The sequence below is a fragment of the Pseudomonas sp. Irchel 3A18 genome, assembly GCF_900187465.1.
Classification (GTDB): domain Bacteria; phylum Pseudomonadota; class Gammaproteobacteria; order Pseudomonadales; family Pseudomonadaceae; genus Aquipseudomonas; species Aquipseudomonas cichorii.
Genome location: NZ_FYDI01000005.1, coordinates 267,197 through 291,346, shown reverse-complemented (window position 1 = coordinate 291,346; position 24,150 = coordinate 267,197). Strand labels below are relative to the sequence as shown.

At 58.3% G+C, this 24,150-nt stretch carries 21 protein-coding genes; 12 read left to right on the top strand and 9 right to left on the bottom strand.

What is annotated here, in order from left to right:
- Positions 1-74 precede the first annotated feature (74 nt).
- Positions 75-500, top strand: coding sequence for a VOC family protein (locus CKW23_RS12200; RefSeq protein ID WP_025259725.1), 426 nt, complete (start codon positions 75-77; stop codon positions 498-500).
- Positions 501-592: 92 nt separating this feature from the next.
- Here the strand turns inward: CKW23_RS12200 and mqo are convergent, their stop codons facing one another.
- Positions 593-2,230 carry a malate dehydrogenase (quinone) gene (mqo, locus tag CKW23_RS12195; protein WP_025259726.1) on the bottom strand — a complete coding sequence of 546 codons (1,638 nt, stop codon included), beginning with the start codon at positions 2,228-2,230 and terminating at the stop codon, positions 593-595.
- Between the two features lie 794 nt (positions 2,231-3,024).
- Positions 3,025-3,519, bottom strand: coding sequence for an Lrp/AsnC family transcriptional regulator (locus tag CKW23_RS12190; protein ID WP_025259727.1), 495 nt, complete (start codon positions 3,517-3,519; stop codon positions 3,025-3,027).
- 142 nt (positions 3,520-3,661) lie between these two features.
- Between CKW23_RS12190 and CKW23_RS12185 the strand changes: the two genes are divergently transcribed.
- Positions 3,662-4,612, top strand: a complete 951-nt coding sequence (locus CKW23_RS12185) for a DMT family transporter (protein ID WP_025259728.1) — start codon at positions 3,662-3,664, stop codon at positions 4,610-4,612.
- A 223-nt stretch (positions 4,613-4,835) separates the two neighbouring features.
- Here CKW23_RS12185 and CKW23_RS12180 read toward each other — a convergent pair whose 3' ends face one another.
- Together CKW23_RS12180 and CKW23_RS12175 are read right to left on the bottom strand one after the other, a co-directional pair.
- On the bottom strand, positions 4,836-5,594 hold the full coding sequence (locus tag CKW23_RS12180; RefSeq protein ID WP_095067638.1) for a carboxymuconolactone decarboxylase family protein: 759 nt from the start codon (positions 5,592-5,594) through the stop codon (positions 4,836-4,838).
- Positions 5,595-5,613: 19 nt separating this feature from the next.
- Entirely contained in the window at positions 5,614-6,198 is a 585-nt protein-coding gene (locus tag CKW23_RS12175) for an NTP transferase domain-containing protein (RefSeq protein WP_095067637.1), read from the bottom strand.
- Between the two features lie 278 nt (positions 6,199-6,476).
- On the opposite strand from CKW23_RS12175, the gene CKW23_RS12170 reads away from it, so the two are divergent.
- From CKW23_RS12170 to CKW23_RS12150, 5 genes are all read left to right on the top strand, one after another.
- The gene (locus CKW23_RS12170; protein ID WP_095067636.1) at positions 6,477-7,091 is read left to right on the top strand and encodes a TetR/AcrR family transcriptional regulator; all 615 of its coding nucleotides are present in this window, start codon (positions 6,477-6,479) and stop codon (positions 7,089-7,091) included.
- A gap of 80 nt (positions 7,092-7,171) precedes the next feature.
- The gene (locus CKW23_RS12165; RefSeq protein ID WP_095067635.1) at positions 7,172-8,281 is read left to right on the top strand and encodes an efflux RND transporter periplasmic adaptor subunit; all 1,110 of its coding nucleotides are present in this window, start codon (positions 7,172-7,174) and stop codon (positions 8,279-8,281) included.
- Complete coding sequence (locus CKW23_RS12160; protein ID WP_095067634.1) at positions 8,278-11,358, top strand: efflux RND transporter permease subunit; 3,081 nt, start codon at positions 8,278-8,280, stop codon at positions 11,356-11,358. Before CKW23_RS12165 ends, CKW23_RS12160 begins: the two co-directional genes overlap by 4 nt.
- 40 nt (positions 11,359-11,398) lie before the next feature.
- Positions 11,399-12,691 carry a beta-ketoacyl-ACP synthase II gene (gene fabF / locus CKW23_RS12155; RefSeq protein ID WP_095067633.1) on the top strand — a complete coding sequence of 431 codons (1,293 nt, stop codon included), beginning with the start codon at positions 11,399-11,401 and terminating at the stop codon, positions 12,689-12,691.
- Between the two features lie 89 nt (positions 12,692-12,780).
- Positions 12,781-13,365: a flavin reductase family protein gene (locus CKW23_RS12150; protein ID WP_095067632.1), complete on the top strand. Its 585-nt coding sequence runs from the start codon at positions 12,781-12,783 to the stop codon at positions 13,363-13,365.
- A 41-nt stretch (positions 13,366-13,406) separates the two neighbouring features.
- Here the strand turns inward: CKW23_RS12150 and CKW23_RS12145 are convergent, their stop codons facing one another.
- Positions 13,407-14,798 carry an aldehyde dehydrogenase family protein gene (locus tag CKW23_RS12145; RefSeq protein WP_095067631.1) on the bottom strand — a complete coding sequence of 464 codons (1,392 nt, stop codon included), beginning with the start codon at positions 14,796-14,798 and terminating at the stop codon, positions 13,407-13,409.
- A gap of 102 nt (positions 14,799-14,900) precedes the next feature.
- Here CKW23_RS12145 and CKW23_RS12140 point away from each other — a divergent pair, with 102 nt between their 5' ends.
- The 5 genes from CKW23_RS12140 (at position 14,901) to CKW23_RS12120 (ending at position 17,862) form a co-directional block, all read left to right on the top strand.
- A complete protein-coding gene (locus CKW23_RS12140) occupies positions 14,901-15,788 on the top strand; it encodes a LysR family transcriptional regulator (protein WP_025259737.1) in 888 nt (295 codons plus the stop codon).
- A gap of 65 nt (positions 15,789-15,853) precedes the next feature.
- Positions 15,854-16,558 carry an alpha/beta fold hydrolase gene (locus tag CKW23_RS12135; RefSeq protein WP_025259738.1) on the top strand — a complete coding sequence of 235 codons (705 nt, stop codon included), beginning with the start codon at positions 15,854-15,856 and terminating at the stop codon, positions 16,556-16,558.
- 98 nt (positions 16,559-16,656) lie between these two features.
- Positions 16,657-17,037, top strand: a complete 381-nt coding sequence (locus tag CKW23_RS12130; protein ID WP_025259739.1) for a VOC family protein — start codon at positions 16,657-16,659, stop codon at positions 17,035-17,037.
- Between the two features lie 61 nt (positions 17,038-17,098).
- Positions 17,099-17,494, top strand: a complete 396-nt coding sequence (locus CKW23_RS12125; protein WP_025259740.1) for a DUF4280 domain-containing protein — start codon at positions 17,099-17,101, stop codon at positions 17,492-17,494.
- 35 nt (positions 17,495-17,529) lie between these two features.
- Complete coding sequence (locus CKW23_RS12120) at positions 17,530-17,862, top strand: hypothetical protein (protein ID WP_095067630.1); 333 nt, start codon at positions 17,530-17,532, stop codon at positions 17,860-17,862.
- Here the strand turns inward: CKW23_RS12120 and CKW23_RS12115 are convergent, their stop codons facing one another.
- From CKW23_RS12115 to tssH, 4 genes are all read right to left on the bottom strand, one after another.
- Positions 17,863-18,408, bottom strand: coding sequence for a toxin-antitoxin system YwqK family antitoxin (locus tag CKW23_RS12115; protein ID WP_025259742.1), 546 nt, complete (start codon positions 18,406-18,408; stop codon positions 17,863-17,865).
- A 10-nt stretch (positions 18,409-18,418) separates the two neighbouring features.
- Complete coding sequence (tssI, locus tag CKW23_RS12110; protein WP_095067629.1) at positions 18,419-20,425, bottom strand: type VI secretion system tip protein VgrG; 2,007 nt, start codon at positions 20,423-20,425, stop codon at positions 18,419-18,421.
- A 15-nt stretch (positions 20,426-20,440) separates the two neighbouring features.
- Positions 20,441-21,505, bottom strand: coding sequence for a hypothetical protein (locus CKW23_RS12105; RefSeq protein WP_095067628.1), 1,065 nt, complete (start codon positions 21,503-21,505; stop codon positions 20,441-20,443).
- Between the two features lie 82 nt (positions 21,506-21,587).
- Positions 21,588-24,149 carry a type VI secretion system ATPase TssH gene (tssH, locus tag CKW23_RS12100; RefSeq protein ID WP_095067627.1) on the bottom strand — a complete coding sequence of 854 codons (2,562 nt, stop codon included), beginning with the start codon at positions 24,147-24,149 and terminating at the stop codon, positions 21,588-21,590.
- Between the last annotated feature and the right edge of the window lies 1 nt (position 24,150).

Genomic DNA, 24,150 nt, shown 5'->3' with positions numbered 1-24,150 from the left:
ATGATTTCTCCAGTACATAAACAACGGGAAGCAAAACCTTCCGGTTGATAAAAACCAAGAGCCTGGAGTTTCTGATGAGTCTTTCTCCCTTTCACCTTGCGATCCCCGTTTACGATCTTGCGGCTGCGCGTTCCTTCTATGGTCAGGTTTTTGGTCTGGAAGAAGGGCGCTCCAGCGATCATTGGGTCGATTTCAATTTCTATGGCCACCAACTGGTGATTCACGAAGCGCCGAAGAACGCGGTGCAGGAAAGTGCGCATAGCAATCCGGTGGACGGACATGACGTGCCTGTTCCGCACTTTGGCATCGTATTGCAGTGGGAGCAGTGGGAAGCGCTTGCCGAGCGTTTGAGGTCGTTCGAGACTCGTTTCGTGATCGAGCCTTACATCCGGTTCAAGGGGCAGGTGGGTGAGCAGGCGACGATGTTTCTGCTGGACCCTTGTGGCAACGCACTGGAGTTCAAGGCGTTCAAGGATATGGGGCAGTTGTTCGCGAAGTAGGAGTCAGGAGGGAAGGTAGGGGAGGCGGTAAAGCGGTATTTCCCGGCTGCAGAAAAAAGCCCCATCAAACCAGGTTTGATGGGGCTTTGGCATTACAGCGCCATATCAGTCGCTGCGTTGCTTTCGCGTGGCTTGGCAGGTGTTGCTGCCGGAGCCGGTGCTGCAGCGCCAACAGCTGGAGGTGCTGGAAGTTGCAGGATTTCGCTGGTGTAAGCCCATTCCTTGGCAACCTGATCAGGATGATCGTTCAGCTTGGTGCCGTAGCTTGGGATGATCTGGTGCAGCTTTTCCTGCCAGGCAGGGGTTGCAACCTTGTCTTTGAAGACCTTCTCGAGAACGCCCAGCATGATCGGAGCTGCGGTCGATGCACCTGGCGATGCACCCAGCAGGCCGGCAAGGCTGTTGTCCTTGGCGCTGACAATCTCGGTACCCAGTTTCAGGACGCCGCCTTTCTCTTCATCACGCTTGATGATCTGAACGCGCTGACCTGCCTGCCACAGACGCCAGTCTTCTTTCTTGGCGTTAGGGAAGTATTCTTTCAGGGCTGCGAAGCGATCGTCATCGGACTGCATCAACTGGCCGGCAAGGTACTCAACCAGTGGGTATTCCTTGATGCCGACTCGGGTCATTGGCCAGACGTTGTGCAGGGTGGTGCTGGTCAGCAGGTCCAGGTAAGAGCCTTCTTTCAGGAACTTCGTGGAGAAGGTCGCGAATGGGCCAAACAGGATAACGCGCTTGCCATCCAGTACGCGGGTGTCCAGGTGAGGAACCGACATCGGAGGTGCGCCAACCGAAGCCTGACCATAGGCCTTGGCCATGTGCAGGTCAGCGATCTGTGGGTTTTCGGTCACGAGGAATGAACCGCCGACAGGGAAGGCACCGTATTCCTTGGCTTCAGGAATACCGGACTTTTGCAGCAGGTGCAGTGCACCGCCGCCCGCGCCGATGAATACGAACTTGGCGTCGGTTTCGGTTTCTTTACCGTCTTTCAGGTTCTTGTAGGACACGCGCCACGAGCCATCAGCATTACGCTTGATGTCTTCGACTTCGCTCGACAGTTGCAGATTGAAGTTAGGCTGGTTTTTCAGATGGCCCACGAACTGGCGAGTGATTTCGCCGAAGTTCACGTCGGTACCGATCGGAGTCCAGGTCGCCGCGATTTTCTGGTTCGGGTCACGCCCTTCCATCATCAGCGGAACCCACTTCTTGATCTGCTCCTGATCTTCGGAGTACTGCATGGCGCTGAAGAGAGGGTTGACCTTCAGGGCGTCATAGCGGCGTTTCAGGAACGAGATGTTCTTTTCGCCCCACAGGAAGCTCATGTGCGGGGTGTAGTTGATGAACGAACGCGGGTTTTTCAACACACCGTTCTTGACCTGCCACGCCCAGAACTGGCGGGAGATCTGGAAGGATTCGTTGATTTCGATGGCCTTGGAGACGTCGATCTTGCCGTCTTTTTCTGGCGTGTAGTTCAGCTCGGCCAGGGCAGAGTGACCCGTACCGGCGTTGTTCCAGCCGTTCGAGCTTTCCTGGGCTACACCATCAAGACGTTCAACCATTTCGATCGACCAGCCTGGCTCCAGCTCATTGAGCCAGATACCCAGGGTCGAACTCATTATTCCTCCCCCGATGAGCAAAACGTCTACTTTTTTTGCTTCAGCCGCATGCAAGGGCATGAGACCCATCGACATAGCCAGCCCCAGCAGAGCCGTGTTCATTTTCTTCAACATACTGTGATCCATATGATAAACGCCATCCGCCCTCAGGTTCTGTAGCAGGAGCTTTGGCGTGTCGCATGCTATGCCGCATGCGACAAACTCTCGCACCCACAAGGACTAGAGGTGGACATACAAGGCCAATACAATAACGCTTTAGACCTCACTTTCTATGTCCTCCTGCGCTGACTTCTTATCATCATTGGCTTCAGCGGCTTGAGTGACACATAGTTCTGTTGGTATGGCTCCATGCGCAGCGAAGACATCCTCCCTGCACGCGCAAGCCATGCCCATCAGCTTCCTCACGGAGTTCCGACACGGAGTCGGTATTCATAGACACGTCTGTGGTGTCTTGTCCGTCATCAAGGCTGCTGCGACATGCTACGGTGACCTGCGTGTCATAAGCTCATCATCGTCAGACTCGGCGAGGGCGCGCATGCTGCCATGTTCTGGCTGGCGCTCCAAGTCGGCGATGACGCTGCATTTTCGCATAATGTGAACCTCTGGCGCGAGGTGCCATCACGTTCTAGAGCCTTATCCTGCCTACTCTGTCGTGCCTGATGTCATCCAGAAACTGCTTTTTGCGCGCCGTTCACGTAACGATCAGTACGTTTTCCTGCTATCGATAGCACGCTAAATATTACTGAATGTATCCAGTATTGCGGTCTGATCGGCGATTGGCCGGGCACACAAAGGCGTTTTTTTGCCCTTTGCGGCGTCTGAAAGCGCCTGTCTTTCTTGTTTCGGCCTGTCTGGTCCGAAGTTTAGGGCTGTTTTCTTCGCCGTGACGCGCTGACTGATGACGCAGGTTATCTGGGGTCGGTCAGGGTCAGCCCGTTGGGTGGCAGTGGCAACGCCGTTTTGTAAAGCACCTGCTTGAGAGCGAAGCTGGAACGGATATTCGCGACCCCCGGAATCTTCGACAGGTGATCCAGGATGAAACGTTCCAGGTCCTGAATATTGGCCACCAGAATGCGCAGCAGATAATCGGCATCTCCGGTCATCAGATAGCATTCCATCACTTCCGGGCGGTCGGCCACAGCCTGCTCGAACAAGCGCAAGGCATTTTCGACCTGTTTTTCCAGGCTGACATGGATGAATACATTGAGATGCAGGCCCAATACCTGAGGGTCCAGCAGCGTCACCTGGCCTTTGATCAGGCCCGCTTCCTCCATGGCCTTGACCCGGTTGAAGCAGGGCGTGGGCGAGAGGTTGACCGAGCGTCCCAGATCCGCATTGGTGATCCCGGCGTCCTGCTGCAGCGTGTTCAGAATGCTTATATCGGTTCGATCCAGTTTTTTCAAAAGAATAAACCTCTGCAAAATCGTGATTTGGCAGAGATTACATCTTTGATCTGATGGATTGATAGCCAAGAAGGGAGAAACTTTCTCCCGATACGCCAGTTAAAATTTTTCCCTCGAAGCACTCGTTCAGAAGAGGGAAACCATGTCAGACGCAAGCAAGCACAGTGCCCTGGTGAACGACCCGGCTCATGCGCAGGGCCTGGTGTCTTCGCCCAAGGCCAAGGGTGTGCTTTTGCTGATCATGGCGATCCTGATCTGGGGTGCCAACTGGCCGGTCATGAAGGCGGGCCTTGAGCACATCACGCCGGTCTGGTTTTCGACCCTGCGCTTTGCGAGCGGTGCAGCCTGTCTGCTGGCATTGCAACTGGTGACCGGCAAGCTGCGGCTGCCCACCCGGCAGGATCTGCCGCTGATCCTGAGTGTCGGTCTGCTGCAAATGCTGACCTTTACCGTGCTGGGCGCGATTGCCATGACTCAGGTGCCGGCCGGGCGCTCTGCCGTCCTGGCCTACACCACGCCCTTGTGGGTGACGCCGATTGCCGTCATGTTCCTGCGTGAAAAACTGTCCACGCGGCAACTGATCGGCACACTGCTGGGCGGCGTCGGTGTCTGTGTCCTGTTCAATCCCCTGACGCTGGACTGGGGCAACGGAGCCCTGGTGAAAGCCAATCTGATGCTGCTGGCGGCTTCATTCTGCTGGGCAATGTGCATCCTGCATCTGCGCTACTCAAAGAACACCGCCAGTGCTTACCAACTGGCCCCTTGGCAGATGCTGGTTGCCACCATTCCCCTGATCGCGCTGGCTTACTTCACGGAAGGGCCATTCACTGGCGATGGCTCGAGAACCCTGTGGGAGATCCTGATTTTCATGGGGCCTCTGGCAACAGCGTTCTGCTTTTGTGCGGTCAATGCGGCCAGCATGTGGCTTTCCAGCACCAGCATGTCGACGGCTATGCTCGGTGTACCGGTCGTGGGGTTGTTGATGTCGGTGGTCTTCATGGGCGAGCAACTGACGATGACGTTGATTGTCGGGATCATGGCGATCATCGGCGGCATCCTGATCGTGACGGTCAAACGTTCCAGCGCAGCCTGATACCGTGATTGACGACCTTCATGCCCCGCCGGCGCGCTCATCCATGTAGATGGAGGACTGTAATTGAAGACGCTTGCAGCAACAGCACTTTCGTTGAGTGGATGCAGCAGGTCAGCGAACAGGAATACGCTCAGGCGGCTGCCCTGGATAAATGATAGTGAGCGTTTTGACGAACCCCGCAGAATCACCACGGTAACTCTGCGGGGTTTTGGTTCGAGCGGTTTCAGCTCTTGCGTGACTCGAAGACTTCCTTGAGCACCGGCACGGCGGACATCGCTTTCGGCCAGCCAGCATAGAAGGCCAGGTGCGTCACCACTTCCGAGGCCTGGGCCTGGGTCAGGCCGTTTTCCATGGCGCGATTCAGGTGAAATGTCAGTTGCGCCGACTGATTCTGGGTGATGAGCGCCGCGACGGTGGTCAGGCTGCGATCCCTTGGGCTGAGGTCGGTATTTCGCCATAGATCGCCGAACAGAACGTCATTGGTGTAGCGGGCAAGATCCGGTGCCACAGAGCCGACGGCATTTTCGACACTCTCCCGGCGCTTTTTCTCGCTTTCCTCATTCAGCGTCAGACGGTCTTTCGACGGCGGCTCGACTGTAAGGCCTCTTTCGGCAAAGACCTTTTTCGCTACGGCTGCTGCTGACATTGCATTGGGCCAGCCGCTATAAAACGCGAGATGGGTAATCAGTGCGCTGATTTCGCCGGGTTTCAGGCCATTGTCCAGACCCAGATTGATATGGCCGGTCATCTGCGCCGTTTGCCCGCCCGCCAGCAGAGAGGCCAGAGTGATCAGGCTGCGGTCCCGGGGTTCAAGGTCTTTGCGTTTCCAGACTTCGGCAAACAGCAAGTCTGTCGTGTAGCTATATAACTGTGGCGCGACTGCCAGAACATCCGGCGAAGGTTTGGGGTCCGGCTTGGGTGTGCCTTGACTGGCTTCTGCCATTGAACACGCGAGAAAGGTCGCAGCGGCTAAGTGCTTCATGGTGTGGGCTTCCCTGATTTCAACTTGAGTGAAGTTGCTCTGGCGTATCGACGTCGCGCACGGTGCCAGGATCATCCGTTGCCATGAGGTCGCATGCCGAGGCATTGCCTGCCAGCAATGTCTTTGCGCCCTGATCGCCTTTGAGCAAAAGAAGTTCTGGCCAGAAATGGCGGCCGATAATGACCGGGTGCCCGCGCTGTCCGGCATATACCGGCTGGGCGATACGTTGTGGATCGGCCCGTTGCACCAGGCTGCGCAGGGTCGCCGTTTGCAGCCAGGGCATGTCGGCAAGCAGGATGGCGACTGCGATGGCGGGCGAGGGCATCAGTGCTTCGATACCGCTGGCCAGGCTGTGTCCCATGCCCAGATCGGCCTGTTCGCTGCGCACGATGCCAACATCGGGCACAATCCCCAGCGCTTGCGCATCGTCATCGCTGCGCAGCACCACCCAGACCTCATTGAAGGACTCTCTGGCAGTGTCGATACTGGCGTGCAGCATGCTGCGCCCGTCGGGCAGAAGCGCCCGGCGCTTGTCGTCCGCAAAGCGTCGGCTGCGTCCGGCAGCCAATATGAGACCGATTACGTGGGGTGCAGACTCATTCATCCGGAGTCCTTGAGAACAGGAACAGAGTTGAACAGGCATCATAGAAGACGCACAGGGATTCATTAAGCCCGCAAGCGGGATGCTGTCATGAGCTGTTTTCATGAATAAACAAGGAGGCAGTTCAGGTTAATGCCGATCAGTGAAGATCATGAATCACTTTGTGTCTTGACTGATCGGCATTGCAGGGTGGGCGCTCTGTCTGAAAGATGGAAATTAATGACCAAATCACAATATAGTCACTATTTATCAATCAAGGCCACGCAAACCAGGCTGGAAAAATGACTGAAAAACAGAATGCATCCCCTTCGCGTGGTCCTTTGGATCATAACGTTCGTGACCAGATCGTCGAAGCCGCGACCCAGCACTTCGGTCACTATGGTTACGAGAAAACCACGGTGTCCGACCTGGCCCGTGCCATCGGCTTTTCCAAGGCCTATATCTACAAGTTCTTCGATTCCAAGCAGGCTATTGGTGAGGTGATTTGTACCAATCGACTGGCCGCCATCATGGTAATCGTCGATGCCGCCGTAGTGGATGCGCCGACCGCTTCCGAAAAGCTGAGGCGAATGCTCAAGGCCTTGGTGGAGGCGGGTAGCAGCCTGTTTTTTCATGATCGAAAGCTCTTTGATATTGCTGCTGTCTCGGCCAGGGATCAGTGGCCTTCGGCGCGTGGGCATGAAGTGCGGCTGCGGCAACTTATCGAGCAGATTGTCCGGGAAGGTCGGGAGGCGGGCGAGTTCGAGCGCAAGACACCCCTGGATGAGGTGAGCAATGCCATTTATCTAGTGATGTGGCCTTACATCAATCCGGTATTGTTGCAGTACAGCCTTGATCGGGCCGAGGAGACAACCGTCCATCTGTCGGCATTGATATTGCGCAGCATGGCGCCTTAGCTTGATGTTGTGACTATTGACTTAATTGGTCACTAGAATGAGAATCTGGCTCTGGATCATCTATCTGAGCCCGTGCCCTCATGTCCCGTCGCCGATCTGCTGTCGTTGCCTTTTGTTTGCTGCCGCTCTTCCTGGCAGGGTGTGGCGACTCCTCCGTCGCCCCTGATCCACGCCTTCAAGCGCCGCTGGTCAGGGTCGCTACCGTTCAGGAATCAGCGGATATTTCGCGTTCCTTTACCGGCACCGTCGCGGCGCGGATTCAGAGCGATCTGGGTTTTCGTGTATCGGGCAAGGTGCTTGAGCGCCTGGTCGATACCGGCCAGAGCGTCCGGCAAGGTCAGCCGCTGATGCGTATCGACCCGGTGGACCTCAGCCTGCAGGCCAAAGCGCAGCAAGAGGCGGTTGTTGCCGCGCAGGCACTTGCCAGACAGGCTGTCGACGACGAGGCGCGGTACCGGAATCTGGTCGCTACCGGCGCCGTTTCGGCTTCTACCTACGCCCAGATAAAAGCAGCGGCGGATTCTGCAAAGGCGCAACTCAGTGCTGCGCAAGCCCAGGCCAATGTGGCCCGCAACGCCACAAGCTATGCCGTTCTGCTGGCTGACGCCGATGGCGTCGTGGTGGAAACCCTGGCCGAGCCCGGTCAGGTTGTCAGTGCCGGGCAGCCGGTGGTGAGGCTGGCGCGGGCGGGGCAGCGTGAGGCCATCGTGCACTTGCCCGAAACCCTGCGTCCGGCTGTGGGCTCCGTGGCACAGGCCACCCTGTATGGCAGCAGCCTTGGGGCAGTGCCTGCAAAACTGCGCTTGCTCTCCAACGCCGCCGATCCCGTGACCCGCACTTTCGAAGCGAGGTATGTACTTGAGGGCGCGATGGCCAGCGCACCGCTGGGGGCGACGGTCAGTCTGCAGATCGCTTATGGCGCAGCGTCCGCTCAAGCACTGCAAATACCGATGGGCGCGCTTTACGATCCGGGCACTGGTCCGGGCGTGTGGAGCATTTCCGGCAAGCCTTTAAAAGTGAATTGGCAGCCTGTTCAGGTACTTGCCCTGCACGACGATGTGGTGAGAGTAACCGGCAATCTCAAGGCCGGCGAGCAAGTGGTGGCATTGGGAGCCCATCTGCTCCATGACGGCGATCAGGTCCGGCTGAGCGAAACACTGGATGCCAGAGTCGTCGGGAGCCAGCCATGAGCGAAGGGCGTTTCAATCTGTCGGCGCTCGCCGTTCGCGAGCGCTCCATCACCCTGTTCCTGATCTTTCTGATTTCCGCTGCCGGGATCCTGGCTTTCTTCGGCCTGGGACGTGCAGAAGATCCGCCGTTCACGGTCAAGCAGATGACGGTGATTACTGTGTGGCCTGGGGCTACGGCGCAGGAAATGCAGGATCAGGTCGCCGAGCCGCTGGAAAAGCGCCTGCAGGAACTGCGCTGGTACGACCGGTCGGAAACCTACACGCGTCCTGGCATGGCTTTTACCATGCTGTCGCTGCTCGACAGCACACCACCTTCGCAAGTGCAGGAAGAGTTCTATCAGGCGCGCAAGAAGATCGGTGACGAAGCCAGGCTCTTGCCGGCAGGTGTCATCGGTCCCATGGTCAATGACGAATTCTCCGATGTGACCTTCGCGCTGTTTGCCCTCAAAGCCAAAGGCGAGCCGCAACGGCTGTTGGTGCGCGATGCCGAGTCGCTGCGCCAGCGTCTGCTGCACGTGCCGGGCGTGAAAAAGGTCAACATCATTGGGGAGCAGGCCGAGCGCATCTTTGTGTCCTTCTCCCATGATCGCCTCGCGACGCTGGGCATTTCTCCTCAGGAGATTTTCTCAGCCCTGAACAGCCAGAACGTGCTCACCCCGGCCGGTTCGATTGAAACACTGGGGCCGCAGGTCTTTCTGCGCCTGGACGGCGCTTTCGACAGGCTGAAAAAGATTCGTGACACACCGGTTTCGGTGCAGGGCCGCACCCTGAAGCTGTCGGACGTAGCGACGGTCGAGCGCGGTTATGAAGACCCGGCGACCTTCCAGGTACGCAATAACGGAGAGCCAGCCTTGTTGCTGGGTGTCGTGATGCGCGAAGGCTGGAACGGCCTGGACCTGGGCAAGGCCCTGGACGCTGAAACCACGAAAATCAATGACGGCATGCCGCTGGGCATGACCCTGAGCAAGGTAACCGACCAATCGGTGAACATCAGCTCATCGGTCGACGAGTTCATGGTCAAGTTCTTCATCGCCTTGCTGGTGGTGATGCTGGTCTGCTTCCTGAGCATGGGCTGGCGCGTGGGTGTTGTGGTCGCGGCGGCCGTGCCCCTGACGCTGGCGGTGGTATTCGTGGTGATGGCGGCCACCGGCAAGAACTTCGACCGAATCACCCTGGGTTCGCTGATCCTGGCGCTGGGTTTGCTGGTGGACGATGCAATCATCGCAATCGAAATGATGGTGGTGAAAATGGAGGAGGGCTACAGCCGCATGGCCGCATCGGCCTATGCCTGGAGCCATACCGCGGCGCCCATGCTTTCCGGCACGCTGGTGACCGCTATCGGCTTCATGCCCAACGGTTTTGCCCAGTCCACGGCTGGCGAATACACCAGCAACATGTTCTGGATCGTCGGCATTGCGCTTATTGCGTCCTGGGTTGTCGCCGTGGTGTTCACACCTTACCTGGGTGTGAAGCTGCTACCTGAACTCAAGCAGGTAGAGGGCGGTCATGAGGCTATCTACAACACGCCCAACTACAACCGTTTTCGCCGTTTCCTGAAAAACGTGATTGCGCGTAAATGGCTGGTCGCCGGTACGGTAATCGGGGCCTTTGTGGTGGCGATTATCGGCATGGGCCTGGTCAAGAAACAGTTCTTCCCGACCTCTGACCGGCCGGAAGTGCTGATCGAAGTGCAGATGCCATACGGCACCTCCATCGAGCAGACCAGCGCTGCAGTTGCCAAGGTCGAAGCCTGGCTGCAAAAGCAGAAGGAAGCCCGGATCGTCACGTCCTACATCGGCCAGGGCGCACCGCGTTTCTATCTGGCCATGGCGCCGGAGCTGCCTGACCCATCCTTCGCCAAGATTGTGGTCCTGACGGACAGCCAGGAAGCACGTGAAACCCTCAAGTTCCGTATTCGTGACGCGGCTGCCGAAGGGCTGGTACCTGAGGCGCAGGTCCGGGTGACTCAACTGGTGTTTGGTCCGTATTCGCCGTTCCCCGTGGCCTATCGCGTGATGGGGCCTGACCCCTTGAAGTTGCGCGAAATCGCTGGCCAGATTCAGAAGGTATTGCAGGCGAGCCCGATGATGAGGACCGTCAATACCGACTGGGGACCGCTGGTGCCTGTGTTGCATTTCTCGCTGGATCAGGACCGCCTGCAGGCAGTGGGCCTGACGTCGAATGCTGTCGCGCAGCAATTGCAGTTTCTGCTTACGGGCGTCCCTGTCACGGCGGTTCGGGAAGATATCCGCTCGGTGCAGGTGGTAGGTCGCGCGGCGGGTGACATTCGCCTCGATCCCGCGAAGATTGCCGGTTTCACCCTGGTGGGCTCGGCCGGGCAGCGTATTCCGCTGTCGCAGGTGGGCGATGTCGATGTACGGATGGAAGACCCCATTCTGCGACGCCGGGATCGTACGCCGACCATCACGGTGCGCGGCGACATCGCCGAGGGTCTGCAACCGCCCGATGTGTCCAGCGTTGTCCTGAAGCAACTGCAACCGGTCATCGACGCGCTGCCCGATGGCTACCGGATCGTGGAGGCGGGTTCGAGCGAAGAGTCGGCCAAGGCCAGCAAGGCGATGCTGCCGTTGTTCCCGATCATGATTGCACTGACCTTGCTGATCATCATCCTTCAGGTGCGGTCGATCTCGGCCATGATCATGGTGTTTTTCACCGCACCGCTGGGGTTGATCGGTGTGGTGCCGACTCTGCTGCTTTTCCAGCAACCCTTTGGCATCAACGCCCTGGTGGGCCTGATCGCGCTGTCGGGGATCCTGATGCGCAATACCCTGATCCTGATCGGTCAGATTCAGGACAACAAGGCCCAGGGGCTCGACCCTTTCCGTGCCGTGGTGGAAGCCACCGTGCAGCGTGCCCGTCCTGTGCTGCTGACGGCGCTGGCGGCAATCCTGGCTTTCATCCCGCTGACCCATTCGGTGTTCTGGGGAACGCTGGCCTACACCCTGATCGGCGGCACCTTTGGCGGCACCATCATGACGTTGGTGTTCCTGCCTGCGATGTACGCCATCTGGTTCAGGATCCGTCCTGATAACGCACCAATCGAAAAAGCAGCATGACCCGCGTCTTGCTGCCGACTGTGTAATGAAGAGGTTTTGAATGACTGATTTCACGGCTCAAAAACGAATCGTAGTGACGGGTGTCGGGATTGTCGGACCACTGGGATGTGGCGTGGAGGCGGTCTGGAAAAGACTGCTGGCCGGACAGTCCGGTATTCGCAATCTTGCCCAGCACATCACAGAGGGCACGGGCGTAGCGGTAGGCGGACAAGTGCCGTCGCTGGAAGAAGACGCTATTGCGGGTTATGACCCGGACCGTCTCATTTCGGCCAAGGACCGCAAGAAGATGGATCGCTTCATCGAGTTTGCGCTGGTGGCCGCCCATGAGGCGCTGGAGCAGGCAAACTGGCACCCGGCTGATGAAGAAGCTCAGCAGCGCACTGCGACCATCATTGCATCGGGCGTGGGCGGTTTCGGGGCCATCGCCGAGGCCGTGCGGACCACCGATGCCCGTGGCCCGCGCAGGCTGTCGCCATTCACCGCGCCGTCCTTCCTGGCCAACATGGCGGCCGGGCATATTTCCATCAAGCACGGTTTCAAAGGCCCGCTCGGCGCGCCAGTGACCGCTTGCGCAGCCGGTGTACAAGCCATTGGGGATGCAGCAAGGCTCATCAGAAGCGGTGAGGCCGATATTGCGGTGTGCGGCGGGACGGAGGCTGCAATTGATCGAGTGACCCTGGGTTGCTTTGCCGCAGCTCGTGCCCTGTCCACCGGGTTTGCCGAGCGACCTCAGGAAGCCTCGCGCCCCTTTGACCGTGACCGTGATGGCTTTGTAATGTCCGAAGGGGCGGGGCTATTGGTCATTGAATCCCTCGAACACGCTTTGGCCCGTGGCGCCACGCCGCTGGCGGAACTGGTGGGTTATGGCACCAGCGCCGATGCCTATCATCTGACGGCTGGCCCTGAGGATGGCGGCGGAGCCCGGCGCGCCATGCAGCAGGCCTTGCGACAGGCGGGTCTGAGCCCGGACGAGATTCAGCACATCAACGCCCACGCCACCTCGACTCAAGTGGGCGACAAGGGCGAGCTGGCCGCCATCCGCTCGCTGTTTGGCGCAGGCACCGGTGTGGCGATCACCTCGACCAAGTCCGCTACTGGACATCTGCTGGGTGCGGCGGGTGGCATTGAAGCCATCTTTACGGTAATGGCGCTGCGCGACCAGATCGTGCCGCCCACGCTGAACCTCAATCAACCGGACGAAGCGGCAGAAGGGCTCGACCTTGTCGGCCTGACTGCCCGCAAACTACCGCTGACCCATGCACTATCGAATGGCTTCGGCTTTGGTGGTGTGAATGCCAGCGTCGTTTTCCGTCGTTGGGAGCCGTCAGCGTGAGGATGAACAAGGTTATCGATTGGTCCTACAGAAATGCTTCTTAGTCAGTAGAATGCGCCTTTGCGCTTGCCCGTTCTGAAGGAGTTTTCGTGGATAACCGTATTCGCCCAGTCGATCTGGAAAAGGCCTACAGATTGATCAATCACGGTCCTGCCGTGCTGGTTTCCTCCAGCCATGCCGGGACGCATAACGTCATGTCGGCTTCATGGGCCTGTGCCCTGGACTTTTCTCCGCCGAAGGTCACGGTGGTCATCGACAAGATGACCAGAACCCGTGGGCTTATCGAAAAGAGCGGTTACTTCGCTCTGCAGGTGCCGACGGTGGAGCAGGTGCAACAGGTCTATGACGTGGGCACGCAAAGCCTGAGCTTTATGCCGGACAAGCTGGAAAAGTCCGGTGTCGAGCTGTTTCGTATCGAAGGGCATGATACGCCGCTGGTGGCGGGTTGCTCGGCCTGGCTGATCTGCAAGCTCATACCCGAGCCCCATAACCAGCAGACCTATGATTTGTTCATCGGCGAGGTTGTGGGAGCCTGGGCCGATGAGCGGGCGTTCAAGGATGGCCATTGGGCTTTTGAAACCGCCGATCCTCGCTGGCGCAGCCTGCACTACATCGCTGGCGGGACTTTTTATGCTATCGGCGATCTGGTTCGGGTGGAGAGTGACGAGGAATAACAAGCAGTAGAAAAGGGGAGCGCAAAGCTCCCCTGAATCCATCAGCGGCGGTCCAGCCAGACGGTTTTTGCGTTGCAGAACTCACGCACCCCGAAGTGTGAAAGTTCACGACCAAAGCCGCTTTTCTTCACACCGCCAAAGGCAACACGCGGGTCGGATGCGCAATAGCCATTGATGAACACTCCGCCTGTTTCCAGCTCGTCAGCCAGTTGCTCAGCCAGTTCGACATTGCGGCTATAGATGGTCGAAGTCAGACCGAACTCGCTGTCGTTGGCCAGCTCCAGTGCATGCCTGGCATCTCGGGCGGTGATGATCGACGCCACCGGGCCGAACAGTTCTTCTCTGAAGGACGTCATCTGGTCGGTGACATTGCTCAGCACGGTGGGCTCATAGAAGTTGCCAGCGCCTTCGGCCTTTTTACCGCCCAGCAGCAAGGTCGCCCCTTCGGCGAGAGTCGCTTGCACCTGCTGGTCCAGTTCGTCACGCAAATCGAAACGGGCCATGGGGCCGATATAGGTTTCTGTACTTGATGGATCGCCAATCGCCAGCAGGCGAGTGGCTTCGACGAACTTGCGGGTGAAGGCTTCGACAATGCCCTGTTCGACGATCAGGCGCTTGGCCGCTGCACAGACCTGACCGGTATTCTGATAGCGACCGATCACGGCGGCTTTCACGGCTTCGTCCAGGTCGGCATCGTTGAGGACGATAAAGGGATCGGAGCCGCCCAGTTCCAGTACGCATTTCTTCAAGGCGGCACCCGCTTGTGCTCCAATCGCTGTCCCGGCCCGTACGCTGCCAGTCAGGGTCACGGCGGCAATGCGTGGGTCGGCAATGGCGCGGGATACGCCTTCCTGGGTCACGTTGATCACTTCAAACACGCCCTGCGGGAAACCGGCTTGCTGGAGTGCGTCGCGTATCAGATAGGCGCAGCCCATCACGTTGGGCGCATGTTTGAGCACATAAGTGTTGCCGGCGAGCAAGACCGGAACGGCACCGCGCAGCACCTGCCAGACCGGGAAGTTCCAGGGCATGACCGCCAGGATCGGCCCGAGCGGGCGGTATTCGATACGAGCCTTGTTGTTCTCGACCAGGGTCGGTTCTGGGGCAAGCATCGCCGGGCCATGGCTGGCGTACCACTCGCAAAGCTGCGCGCATTTCTCGATTTCGCCACGGGCTTGAGCAATGGGCTTGCCCATTTCCCGGGTGATCATCTGTGCCATTGCGGTCGCGTTGTCGCGTAATGCCTTGCCCAGCGCAATCAGCAGTTGGGCGCGTTCATCGACCGTCTTGCGTTTCCACAGCGCATAACCGTCAGCCGCGCGGGAAAGTGCAGCTTCCAGTGCCGAGTCAGACTCGAATGCATAATGGCCGACCTGCTCACCATTGGCCGGGTTGATCGAGATTGCATGGGTGTGGCTGGAAATCTGTGTCATGACGCCATCCTCTTGTGGGTGGGAATGGGGCCAGAGTATCGTCGTGCTATGCTTTGCGAAACTGAATAATAATGATCATATCGTTCACGTTTGGAGAATGAATTGGATCTCGTCCAGCTTGAAATATTCAAGGCTGTCGCCGAGCAGGGCAGCATCAGCGCCGCTGCGCAGCACATCCATCGGGTGCCCTCGAACCTGACCACGCGCATCAAGCAACTGGAACTCGACCTGGGCGTCGAGCTGTTCATTCGCGAGAAGCACCGTTTGCGCCTGTCACCGGCTGGCTGGAATTTTCTGGACTATGCCCGGCGCATCCTGGCACTGGTGGATGAGGCGCGCATGGCCATTTCCGGCGAAGAGCCCCAAGGGCCATTCTCCCTCGGCTCGCTGGAGAGTACGGCAGCGGTGCGTATTCCGGCGCTGTTGGCGGCCTATAACCAGCAATACGCCAAGGTCGAACTGGACCTGTCCACGGGGCCGTCCGGCACCATGATCGATGGTGTGTTGTCTGGACGTCTGGTGGCGGCGTTCGTGGATGGGCCGGTGCTGCATCCGGCGCTGGAAGGTGTACCGGTTTTCGAGGAAGAGATGGTGATCATCGCGCCGCTCAACCATGCGCCTGTTACGCGGGGGCTGGATGTGAATGGCGAAAGCATCTACGCCTTTCGCGCCAACTGCTCATACCGCCATCACTTCGAGAGCTGGTTCACCGACGACGCCGCAGTGCCGGGCAAGATCTACGAAATGGAGTCCTATCACGGCATGCTGGCGTGCGTCAGTGCGGGCGCGGGCCTGGCGCTGATGCCACGCAGCATGCTTGAAAGCATGCCGGGCTGCACCACCGTCAGCATCTGGCCGTTGTCCGAGCAATTCCGCTTTCTGCAAACCTGGCTGGTGTGGCGCAGGGGCACGGTTTCCCAGAGTCTGACGCGGTTTGTGGAGTTGCTGGAAGCGCGGGGTGGGCCTACTCGTAACGAGCCGCTTCAATGATGTGCCGAATGAGGTTCGGAAGATGTCATGTATGAGTATTTTTCTTTTGCTCCAGGAGAGCCACGTTGGCGTGCAATAACATTCCTCTCGTTCTTTTGCCCGGTTTGCTGAACGATGAGCGACTTTGGGCTCATCAGGTGGCGGCTTTCGAGTCTGCACGCAGGGTTTTCGTTGCGGATCTTTCCCAGGACGACAGCATCGCGCAAATGGCCCGGCGCACGCTGGAACAGGCGCCGCCGTTCTTTGCCCTGGCGGCCTTGTCCATGGGCGGGTATGTGGCGATGGAAATCATGCGTCAGGCTCCCGAGCGGGTGGTGGCACTGGCCTTGTTCGACACCATGGTCCGGCCAGACAGCGAGGATCGGGCCAGGGTTCGGCGTGGCCTGCTGGAACTGGCGAAGCTGGGCAAGTTCATGGGCGTGACGCCTCACTTGCTGCCCCGGATCATTCATGCTCGTTGCATAGGCACTGCCGCAGCACAGCAGGTCATGGACATGGCGCAGGCCATTGGCAGGGAAGGTTTCATCCGTCAGCAGCAAGCGATCATCGAGCGTCAGGACTACAGTTCGCTTCTGGAGGCGATCAGCGTACCGACCTTGATCGTCGTCGGGGAAAACGATGAGATCACGCCGGTAGAAGAGTCTGCATTCACTCAGCAAGGCATTGCCGGTTCGCGTCTGGTGGTTCTGCCCGAATGCGGCCATCTACCGCCTCTGGAGTACCCTGAACGCACCACCGAGCTGTTGCAGGAATGGCTGAACGCGGTGTGACCCTGTGAACTTGCTGTTTGAGAACAATGCACTGTGGGAGAGGGCCTGCCTGCGACGAGGCAAGTTATTTACATCCCAGACCTATGCAGGGAGAAACCATGCTTATCGATCATCTGGACCACCTGGTCCTCACGACTTGCGACGCGGCAGCCTGTGAGGATTTCTATACCCGCATCATGGGCATGAGCCTGGAAACCTTCGGCAATGGCCGTGTTGCCTTTCGCTTCGGCAATCAGAAGATCAACCTGCATGTGCGAGGCCACGAATTTGAGCCCAAGGCGCATCTGCCCGTGCCCGGTGCGCTGGATCTCTGCTTTATCGCCGCCGGGCCTCTGGATGAAGTGATCGCCCATCTTCGGCAGCAGAACTGGCCGATAATCGAGGGGCCTGTGCAGCGAACCGGTGCCGCGGGGCCGATCCGTTCGGTGTATGTTCGCGATCCTGACTTGAATTTGATCGAGATCTCCGAGTATTTGTGATTGGCAGGGCTAATAGCCTTGGGCTATTTTGTCAGCCGAACTTCACCCAGGGTGCCTGCCGATGTCATGTCCGCAAGTCTGTGCCGGAGCCACGTTGCAATGCAGTTTCGGCGCTGCGCCTACCGTATTGAACGTATTGCCGACCAATCGCGTGCTGACCAGCAGCATGCCGGCGGCGACCATCATGGATCACATCCCGTTGGTCAATATTCCCACCTTCGGAATGTGCATGAGCACGGCCAACCCCATGGTGATCGCGGCCACGGCAGCAGCATTGGGGGTGCTTACGCCAATGCCTTGCATTCCCGCAACAGCCTCGCCATGGATTCCGGGCGGTGCGCCAACGGTGTTATTGGGTGGCATGCCGGCAATCGACTCCAACAGCATGCTGATGTGCAACTGGGCCGGGGTGATCAAGATCGTGATGCCGGGTCAGGTGCAGATGTTGATTCCTTAGTTTGATAAAAACGCTTTTCTGCAAGGACGATATGGATGGGTGTGCTGTTCTCGATTGCTTTCAGTACGTTATCTCTGGTTCTGGCTTCCCGAGTCATGAATGTCGGGCTAGGTATTATTCCGGCGCTACTGATCGTTGTTTTTCTTCAGGTGATGGGCGCCGCTCTTGAAGGTACTGAAAAGCTTCTATATGCGTTTATCGTCATCATCAGCTTGCTGATCTACTTTGCGGGGTTGAAGCGATTTACTGGCGAAAGTACCTGGACGCTGATCAAGCTGACGATAGTCTGGATGATTCTGGCGGTTGTTATCGCGCAGGTCTTCTTCGAGTTACTCGGACTGTCCTTTGCGTTTTATCTGAGATCCTGATCAGGACTGTGCAGGTGACACAGTATTCATCCACCACCAGCGCAGCCGTGAAACCGGTTTGCCCTTGGCGTCCAGCGGGCGGCCGTCATCGGCGAATTGTTGTTCCTGATCCAGCAACTGGCCGTTCAGGTAGCGGGCTTTGAAGGAGGCTTGGCCGTTGGTGTGGAAACGCTGATACAGCCCGTCGCGTACACCGTCCTTGTAGTGCTCCAGTTCCGCCAGTTGTCCGTCAGGGTAATGAATGCTGGCCTCGCCGTGCAGCAGGCCCATTCGGTAGGTGGCCCGGCGTTGCAACAGCCCTTCGGGCGAATAGAAATTCGCGACGCCATGCAGCTTGTCGTTCACATAAGGCAACTGTGCGGAAACCCGGCCATTGGGATGGTAGGTGAGGCTCATGCCCTGTAACTCGCCCTGGCTGTAATTCAGGTTGGCCAGCGGGCGGTCGTTTTTTTCGATCCGCAACGGCCCGTCCAGTTGGCCGTTGTTGAGACGCCCAGCCAGCTGTGCATCGCCACTTTGTACATCCACAGTTTCTGTCTTGGCCATGCTCAGAATCTCAATTGACTTGTACCAGGCCGCCCTTGATGGTCAGCATGCCGCCACCATCCACGGTCTGTGACGCTGCGGCCTTGTTGGTCAGGCTGATGCCCGCGTCATTGGTCATGGTGGTGCCTGCCTTGTTTTCCAGCGATGTGCCCGCCTGATTGGTCAGGGCCGTTCCGGCTTTCTGGGTGATTGAGGTACTGGCCTGTACTGCCAGATCGGCACCGCTCTTGATCGTGAAACTGCCGCCGCTTTCCAGGGTGATGGTGCCGCTGACCTTGAGGGTCAGGTTGCCGTCCACGGTCAGGCTGTAATTGCCTGTGACCTTGTCGGTGTAGTTGCCGCCGGTGCTGTGGGTCTGGTCGCCGCCGACCTTGACGGTGCGAGTGTCCTTCACGTCCAGCGTGTCGCTACCGGTCTGGATGGTGACGCTGCGCTTGCCCTTTTCCAGCGTGACGGTTTCATCGCCTTCCTTGACGGTGCGGGTGCGGGCGTTCTGTACGGTCAGGGTTTCATCGTGGCCGACGGTGACTGTAGTGTCGTTGAGCACATTGGTCTTGAAGTCCTTCTGGGCTTGCAGAAAGACTTCCTCAGCGTCCTTCTTGTCCTCGAAACGCAACTCGTTGAAACCGCCGCCGCCCTTGGAGGAATTGGTCTTGATCCCCGATTGCGTCTGGTTGGCGGGCAAGGCATAGGGTAGGGCGTTGTCGCCGTTGTACACGCAACCGCTGACCAATGGCCGGTCCGGGTCGCCGTCGATAAAGGTGACGATCACTTCCTGACCGATACGCGGCACAAACTGCATGCCGAACCCCTTGCCGGTCCAGGGCAGTACCACGCGCACCCAGCAGGAGCTGGTTTCGTCGCTCTTGCCGTCGCGGTCCCACGGGAACTGGATCTTGATCCGGCCATATTCGTCGGTCCAGATTTCCTCGCCGGATTTGCCGACCACGGTGGCCGTCTGGGTGTGCATGCGCGGTTTGGATGTCACCCGCGCTGGGCGATAAGTCGTTGCCTTTGGGATAGCCTCGAAGCGGTTGCGATAGCCTTCATGACTGGCTTCGTGGGTAACCGCCGTTACTACCCAGTCGATATTCAGCGTCGCATCGTCATGGCCGCTCAGGGTGAAATAGTGCCCCGGCACCAGCCAGCGGCAGTCGCTTTCACCGATAAAGCGTTTCTCCTGACTGCGCAGGCCATCGACCCGTTGCTTGGTCAATGCATCGCCCCGTGCCTTGGCGATATAACCACCCGGATGCTCATACATCGACAACGGCCCGGCCTTGGCTTCGGCCTTGCTGTACAGCGAAGTGGTGGGCGTGGTGAATTCGTAATCCGACGCCGAATACACCCCGGAAACCGCTTGCAACACCAGTTGCCCGGAACGAATCCCGTGCAGCTCCCGATTGCCCATTCCCTGACCCAGATACTTCACCGCCGGCCCGTTGGGAATCGCCGGAAACGCATCGTTGTTGTCCGCCAACACCAGCGTGTGCTTGCCTTCCTCATGGGTGAAAAACCAGAAAATCCCTTCCTCTTCCAGCAGGCGCGACACAAACGCAAAATCGGTTTCACCGTACTGCACGCAATACTCGCGGGGCGTGTAACTGCCGGTCAGCGACAGCTTGTGATCACTGAAACCATGGTCAGTGAAGATCGATGTCACAATGTCCGATGTGGAGAGGTTCTGAAACACCCGGTTATTGCTCGCCAGCGTCAACCACCACAACCATGGGCGCAACAACACCTGATACCGATCTGCCGTGGCGTCTGCCGGAAGCTGCCGGATCTCCGCAACCAGTGCATCCATCGGCCGCAGCATCGCGTCGTTATGCAACGTCGCGGTAACGTGAGTGGCGATGGCAGAAGTCAGCGTCAATGCGGTATCCGCCTGACCATGCAGGAAATACTGCCCCAGAGTATTGAGGGATTCCTCACCGCTGATGGAGTCAGGGTACAGCTCGGTGAGGGCTGAGCCGGTCAGGGAGAGGCTGGTGGTGGTGTCGGTGGAGCGGGGCATGATTGCCTCAATGAATTAAAGGGCTGTGCAAGTGTAGATAACCGGAAAGTGATCACTTCTCATTAAAACGTTATCGCATAGCCTCTGTGTGGAGGTAACTCCTAAAACTGCCGAAGTGTGGACGGCCACTGAGCCGTGACAGACAGCTTGCCAATCACTTGTATTGTGTACAAATGCATAATCCAAAAATCGATTTGTCACTACAACACTCTCATGTGTTTCACTGCCTTCGTGGACAGAATACTGACGATCAAAATGAGCATCGACATACGCAAATGCGGTGTCTAACTCTTGTAGCCTTGTTGTGATTTTGAGGACACGGGCTTTGCTTTTTTGTGTGGTTGTCGGTGCTTTGAGGATGTTTCTTTTCTCTTCTGTCAAATTTCCGTAGTGGCTGTTGAATGCCCGTGCCAAACCGTGCCGGTTGATCAACCCTTCATACCGTCTGGCCACGTCGAGGTGGAGGGTCTTGGTCTCGACTAACGTAAATTTACTGTGAGTGTATCCTACGCCGACGGGACCCAGCTTTTTAAGGTGCCCTATTGAGTCGTTCATGCTGTAGTAGTCATGGTTAAGATCGCCTCCAAAAAAAATCAAGTCATCTCCGACTTCTTGATGGATGAACTGGATGGCGTCTCTGATATGACCGAATGAAGTATTTTCATTGGCATTGGCATGATAAAACGCAAGGTACTTGCCAGTTTGATGTTTTAGTATGACCGGAGCGCGCCGCTCCTGGTCTCCCAATACGTATTCAAAGTCAGGCAGTCCTACCTGTCCTTTTTTGTCTTCGCGAACAAATGTGCTGATGCCCAGTGTGGTGTTTTTTGTGAAGCCACCTTCTTGAGTGAGGTGGACGACAGGTACAAAGTTCCCGGGAAGGTTGTACACTTCGCTGGTCAGGCTTTGATTGATGTTTCCGGTCTTTCCTGTTTCCAGGAAGACCAATATGTCGATGTCGCTTTGTTGGGCGAGGTATTGTTTCAGGAAGTCCCGTTTTTCTGTAAAGGCCTGGGAGTGAGTCGAACTGGACTGGTTGTCGAAATGCTGTGCATTCCACACCATTATTTTTAATGCCATATCTTTTCCTGGTTTATCCCATGGCTGTCTTCGGCGTTGGGTACACTGACGCCTGATTCATGTCGTCGAGGTGATGTAAGTTTCACTCCAACACCCACTCCGCCAACTTCCCCGTCACCTGTTTCATCAATACATTCTCAATATCCCTCGCCCCGGCCCCGCTGCATTTCGCCAGTACGGCCTTGACAATCCCGTTATCAAAATCAAATTGCTTGCCCGTCGCGGCCTTGTACCGGCCACGCAATTTCTCCAGTTTGGCCAGCACGATTCCTTCCAGCGTCGCTTCATCCAGCGGGCGATAAGGCACCACGGTCATGCGGGCGAGGAAGGCGGGGCGGAAGGCTTGTAGCAGGACTTTGTGCAGGCGTTCGTTGAACGGGTCTGTGTCGAGTTCGGGGCTAGGGGTGTCGAGGATCAGTTCGGCACCGACGTTGCTGGTGGCGAGCATGACGGTGTTCTTGAAGTCCACCACCAGGCCGGTGCCGTCTTCCATGACACCTTTGTCGAACACGTTGTAGAACGCTTCCAGTACGTCCGGGTGGGCTTTTTCGATTTCGTCCAGCAGCACCACGGAATAGGGTTTGCGGCGTACCGCTTCGGTCAGCACACCACCGGTGCCGTAACCGACGTAGCCGGGTGGCGCGCCTTTGAGTTGGCTGACGGTGTGGGCTTCCTGGTATTCGGAAAGGTTGATGCTGATCAGGTTGCGCTCGCCACCGTATAACGCGTCGGCCAGGGCGTAGGCGGTTTCGGTCTTGCCGACACCGGTAGGGCCGGGGAGCAGGAACACACCCACCGGTTTCTGCGGGTCGGTCAGGCCGGCGCGGTAGGCTTGCAGGCGTTGGGCGATGGTGTCGAGGGCGGCTTTCTGGCCCATGACTCGCTGACCCATGCGCTGCCCCAGGGTCCGTACGGCATGGGCCTCGTCGGCGAGCATCTTGCCGACCGGGATGCCGGTCCAGCCTGCAATCACGGCGGCGACGGTCTTGGAGTCGACCTGTTCCGGCACCAGCGGATCGTCCTGGCGAATGGCGTCCAGACCGGCTTCCAGACGCACCAGTTCCGAGGCCAGGTAGTCGATGCGGCTGTCGGTGTCCGGGTCGCGTTTGGCGAGGTCAGTATTGGCGTCCACGCGCTCGCTCAGGGCCAGCAGTTCGCGGCGGGTTTCCAGCAGTTCGCGCACGGCTTCCCGCTCTTCGCCCCAGCGCACTTCCAGTTCACGGATAGCTTGCAGGTTGCTGGTGGATTCGCTTTCCAGTGTGGTGATGCGTTCCCGGTGATCGAGGCCTGTGGCCTGTTCGCGACGCAGGCGTTCGAGTTCTTCTTTCAGGCTTTGCTGGCGATGGCGCAGGCTTTCAAGTGGCGGTGGCACGTCGTGTTGGCCGAGTGCGACACGGGCACAGGCGGTGTCGAGGATGCTGATGGCCTTGTCCGGCAGTTGCCGCCCGGATATGTAGCGGTGTGAGAGTTTCACCGCATCGTGAATCGCTGCATCCAGCACTTGTACGCCATGGTGCTGTTCCAGTTTGGTGGCCACGCCCCGAAGCATTTCTACGGCTGTGGCTTCGTCCGGTTCTTCCACCTGTACCAACTGGAAACGCCGGGCCAGGGCCGGGTCTTTCTCGAAATACTTCTTGTATTCCATCCAGGTGGTGGCGGCCAGGGTGCGCAGTTCGCCGCGGGCCAGAGCGGGTTTGAGCAGGTTGGCGGCGTCGCTGCCGCCTTCCGCGCCACCGGCACCGATCAGGGTGTGGGCTTCGTCGATAAACAGGATGATCGGCTTCTCGGCACTGCGCACCGCATCAATCACCCCTTTGAGACGCTGCTCGAATTCGCCTTTTACACCAGCACCGGCTTGCAGCAGGCCAAGGTCGAGCACCCGCAGGCTGACATCCTGCAAGGACGGCGGCACATCGCCCGCGGCAATACGCAAGGCCAGGCCTTCGACCACGGCGGTTTTACCCACACCCGGCGCGCCCACCAGAATCGGGTTGTTCTGGCGACGGCGCAGCAGGATGTCGATGCACTGGCGGATTTCCCCGTCGCGGCCGACGATGGGGTCGATGCGCCCGGCGTGGGCATCGGCAGTCAGGTCCTGGGTGTATTGGTCGAGAGTCGAGCCTTCGACGGTCTTCGCCGCAGCCTTGCCCGGTTGGCCGGGTGCGGCGATAGCGATATGTTCGCGAGAAGGCTGCGCCCATTCCTGCAAATTATTGCGCAGCACATCCGGGGGAATGCACAGCAACGAGGATGCACTGTTGAGCAGCAGGCTGCGATGTTCATCCCGGTCCAGCAAGGCCAGCAGCAACAGCCCTGAACGAATGCTTGGCTGGCCCATGACGCTGGCCTGCACCACGGTGTCTTCTAAAAGGCCGATGGTCTGCGCGGACAATGCCGGTGTGCGGGTGCTGCCGGATTTGAACAGCTCCAGCGCCTTGTTGATTTCTGCGCTCAGCGCATCGCGCTCCAGGCCGAAACGCGGCAGCAGGCAAGCCAGGTCGCCGCCTTCGATATCCAGCAGTTCCAGCAGCAGGTGCTCGATTTCAACGTAGTGATGACCCCGTTGCAGGCAGCGCTGCGCGGCACGTTCCAGGGCGCGGCGGCTGTCGGCGTTGAGGCGTGCTATCAGGCTGCCGAGTTCCATA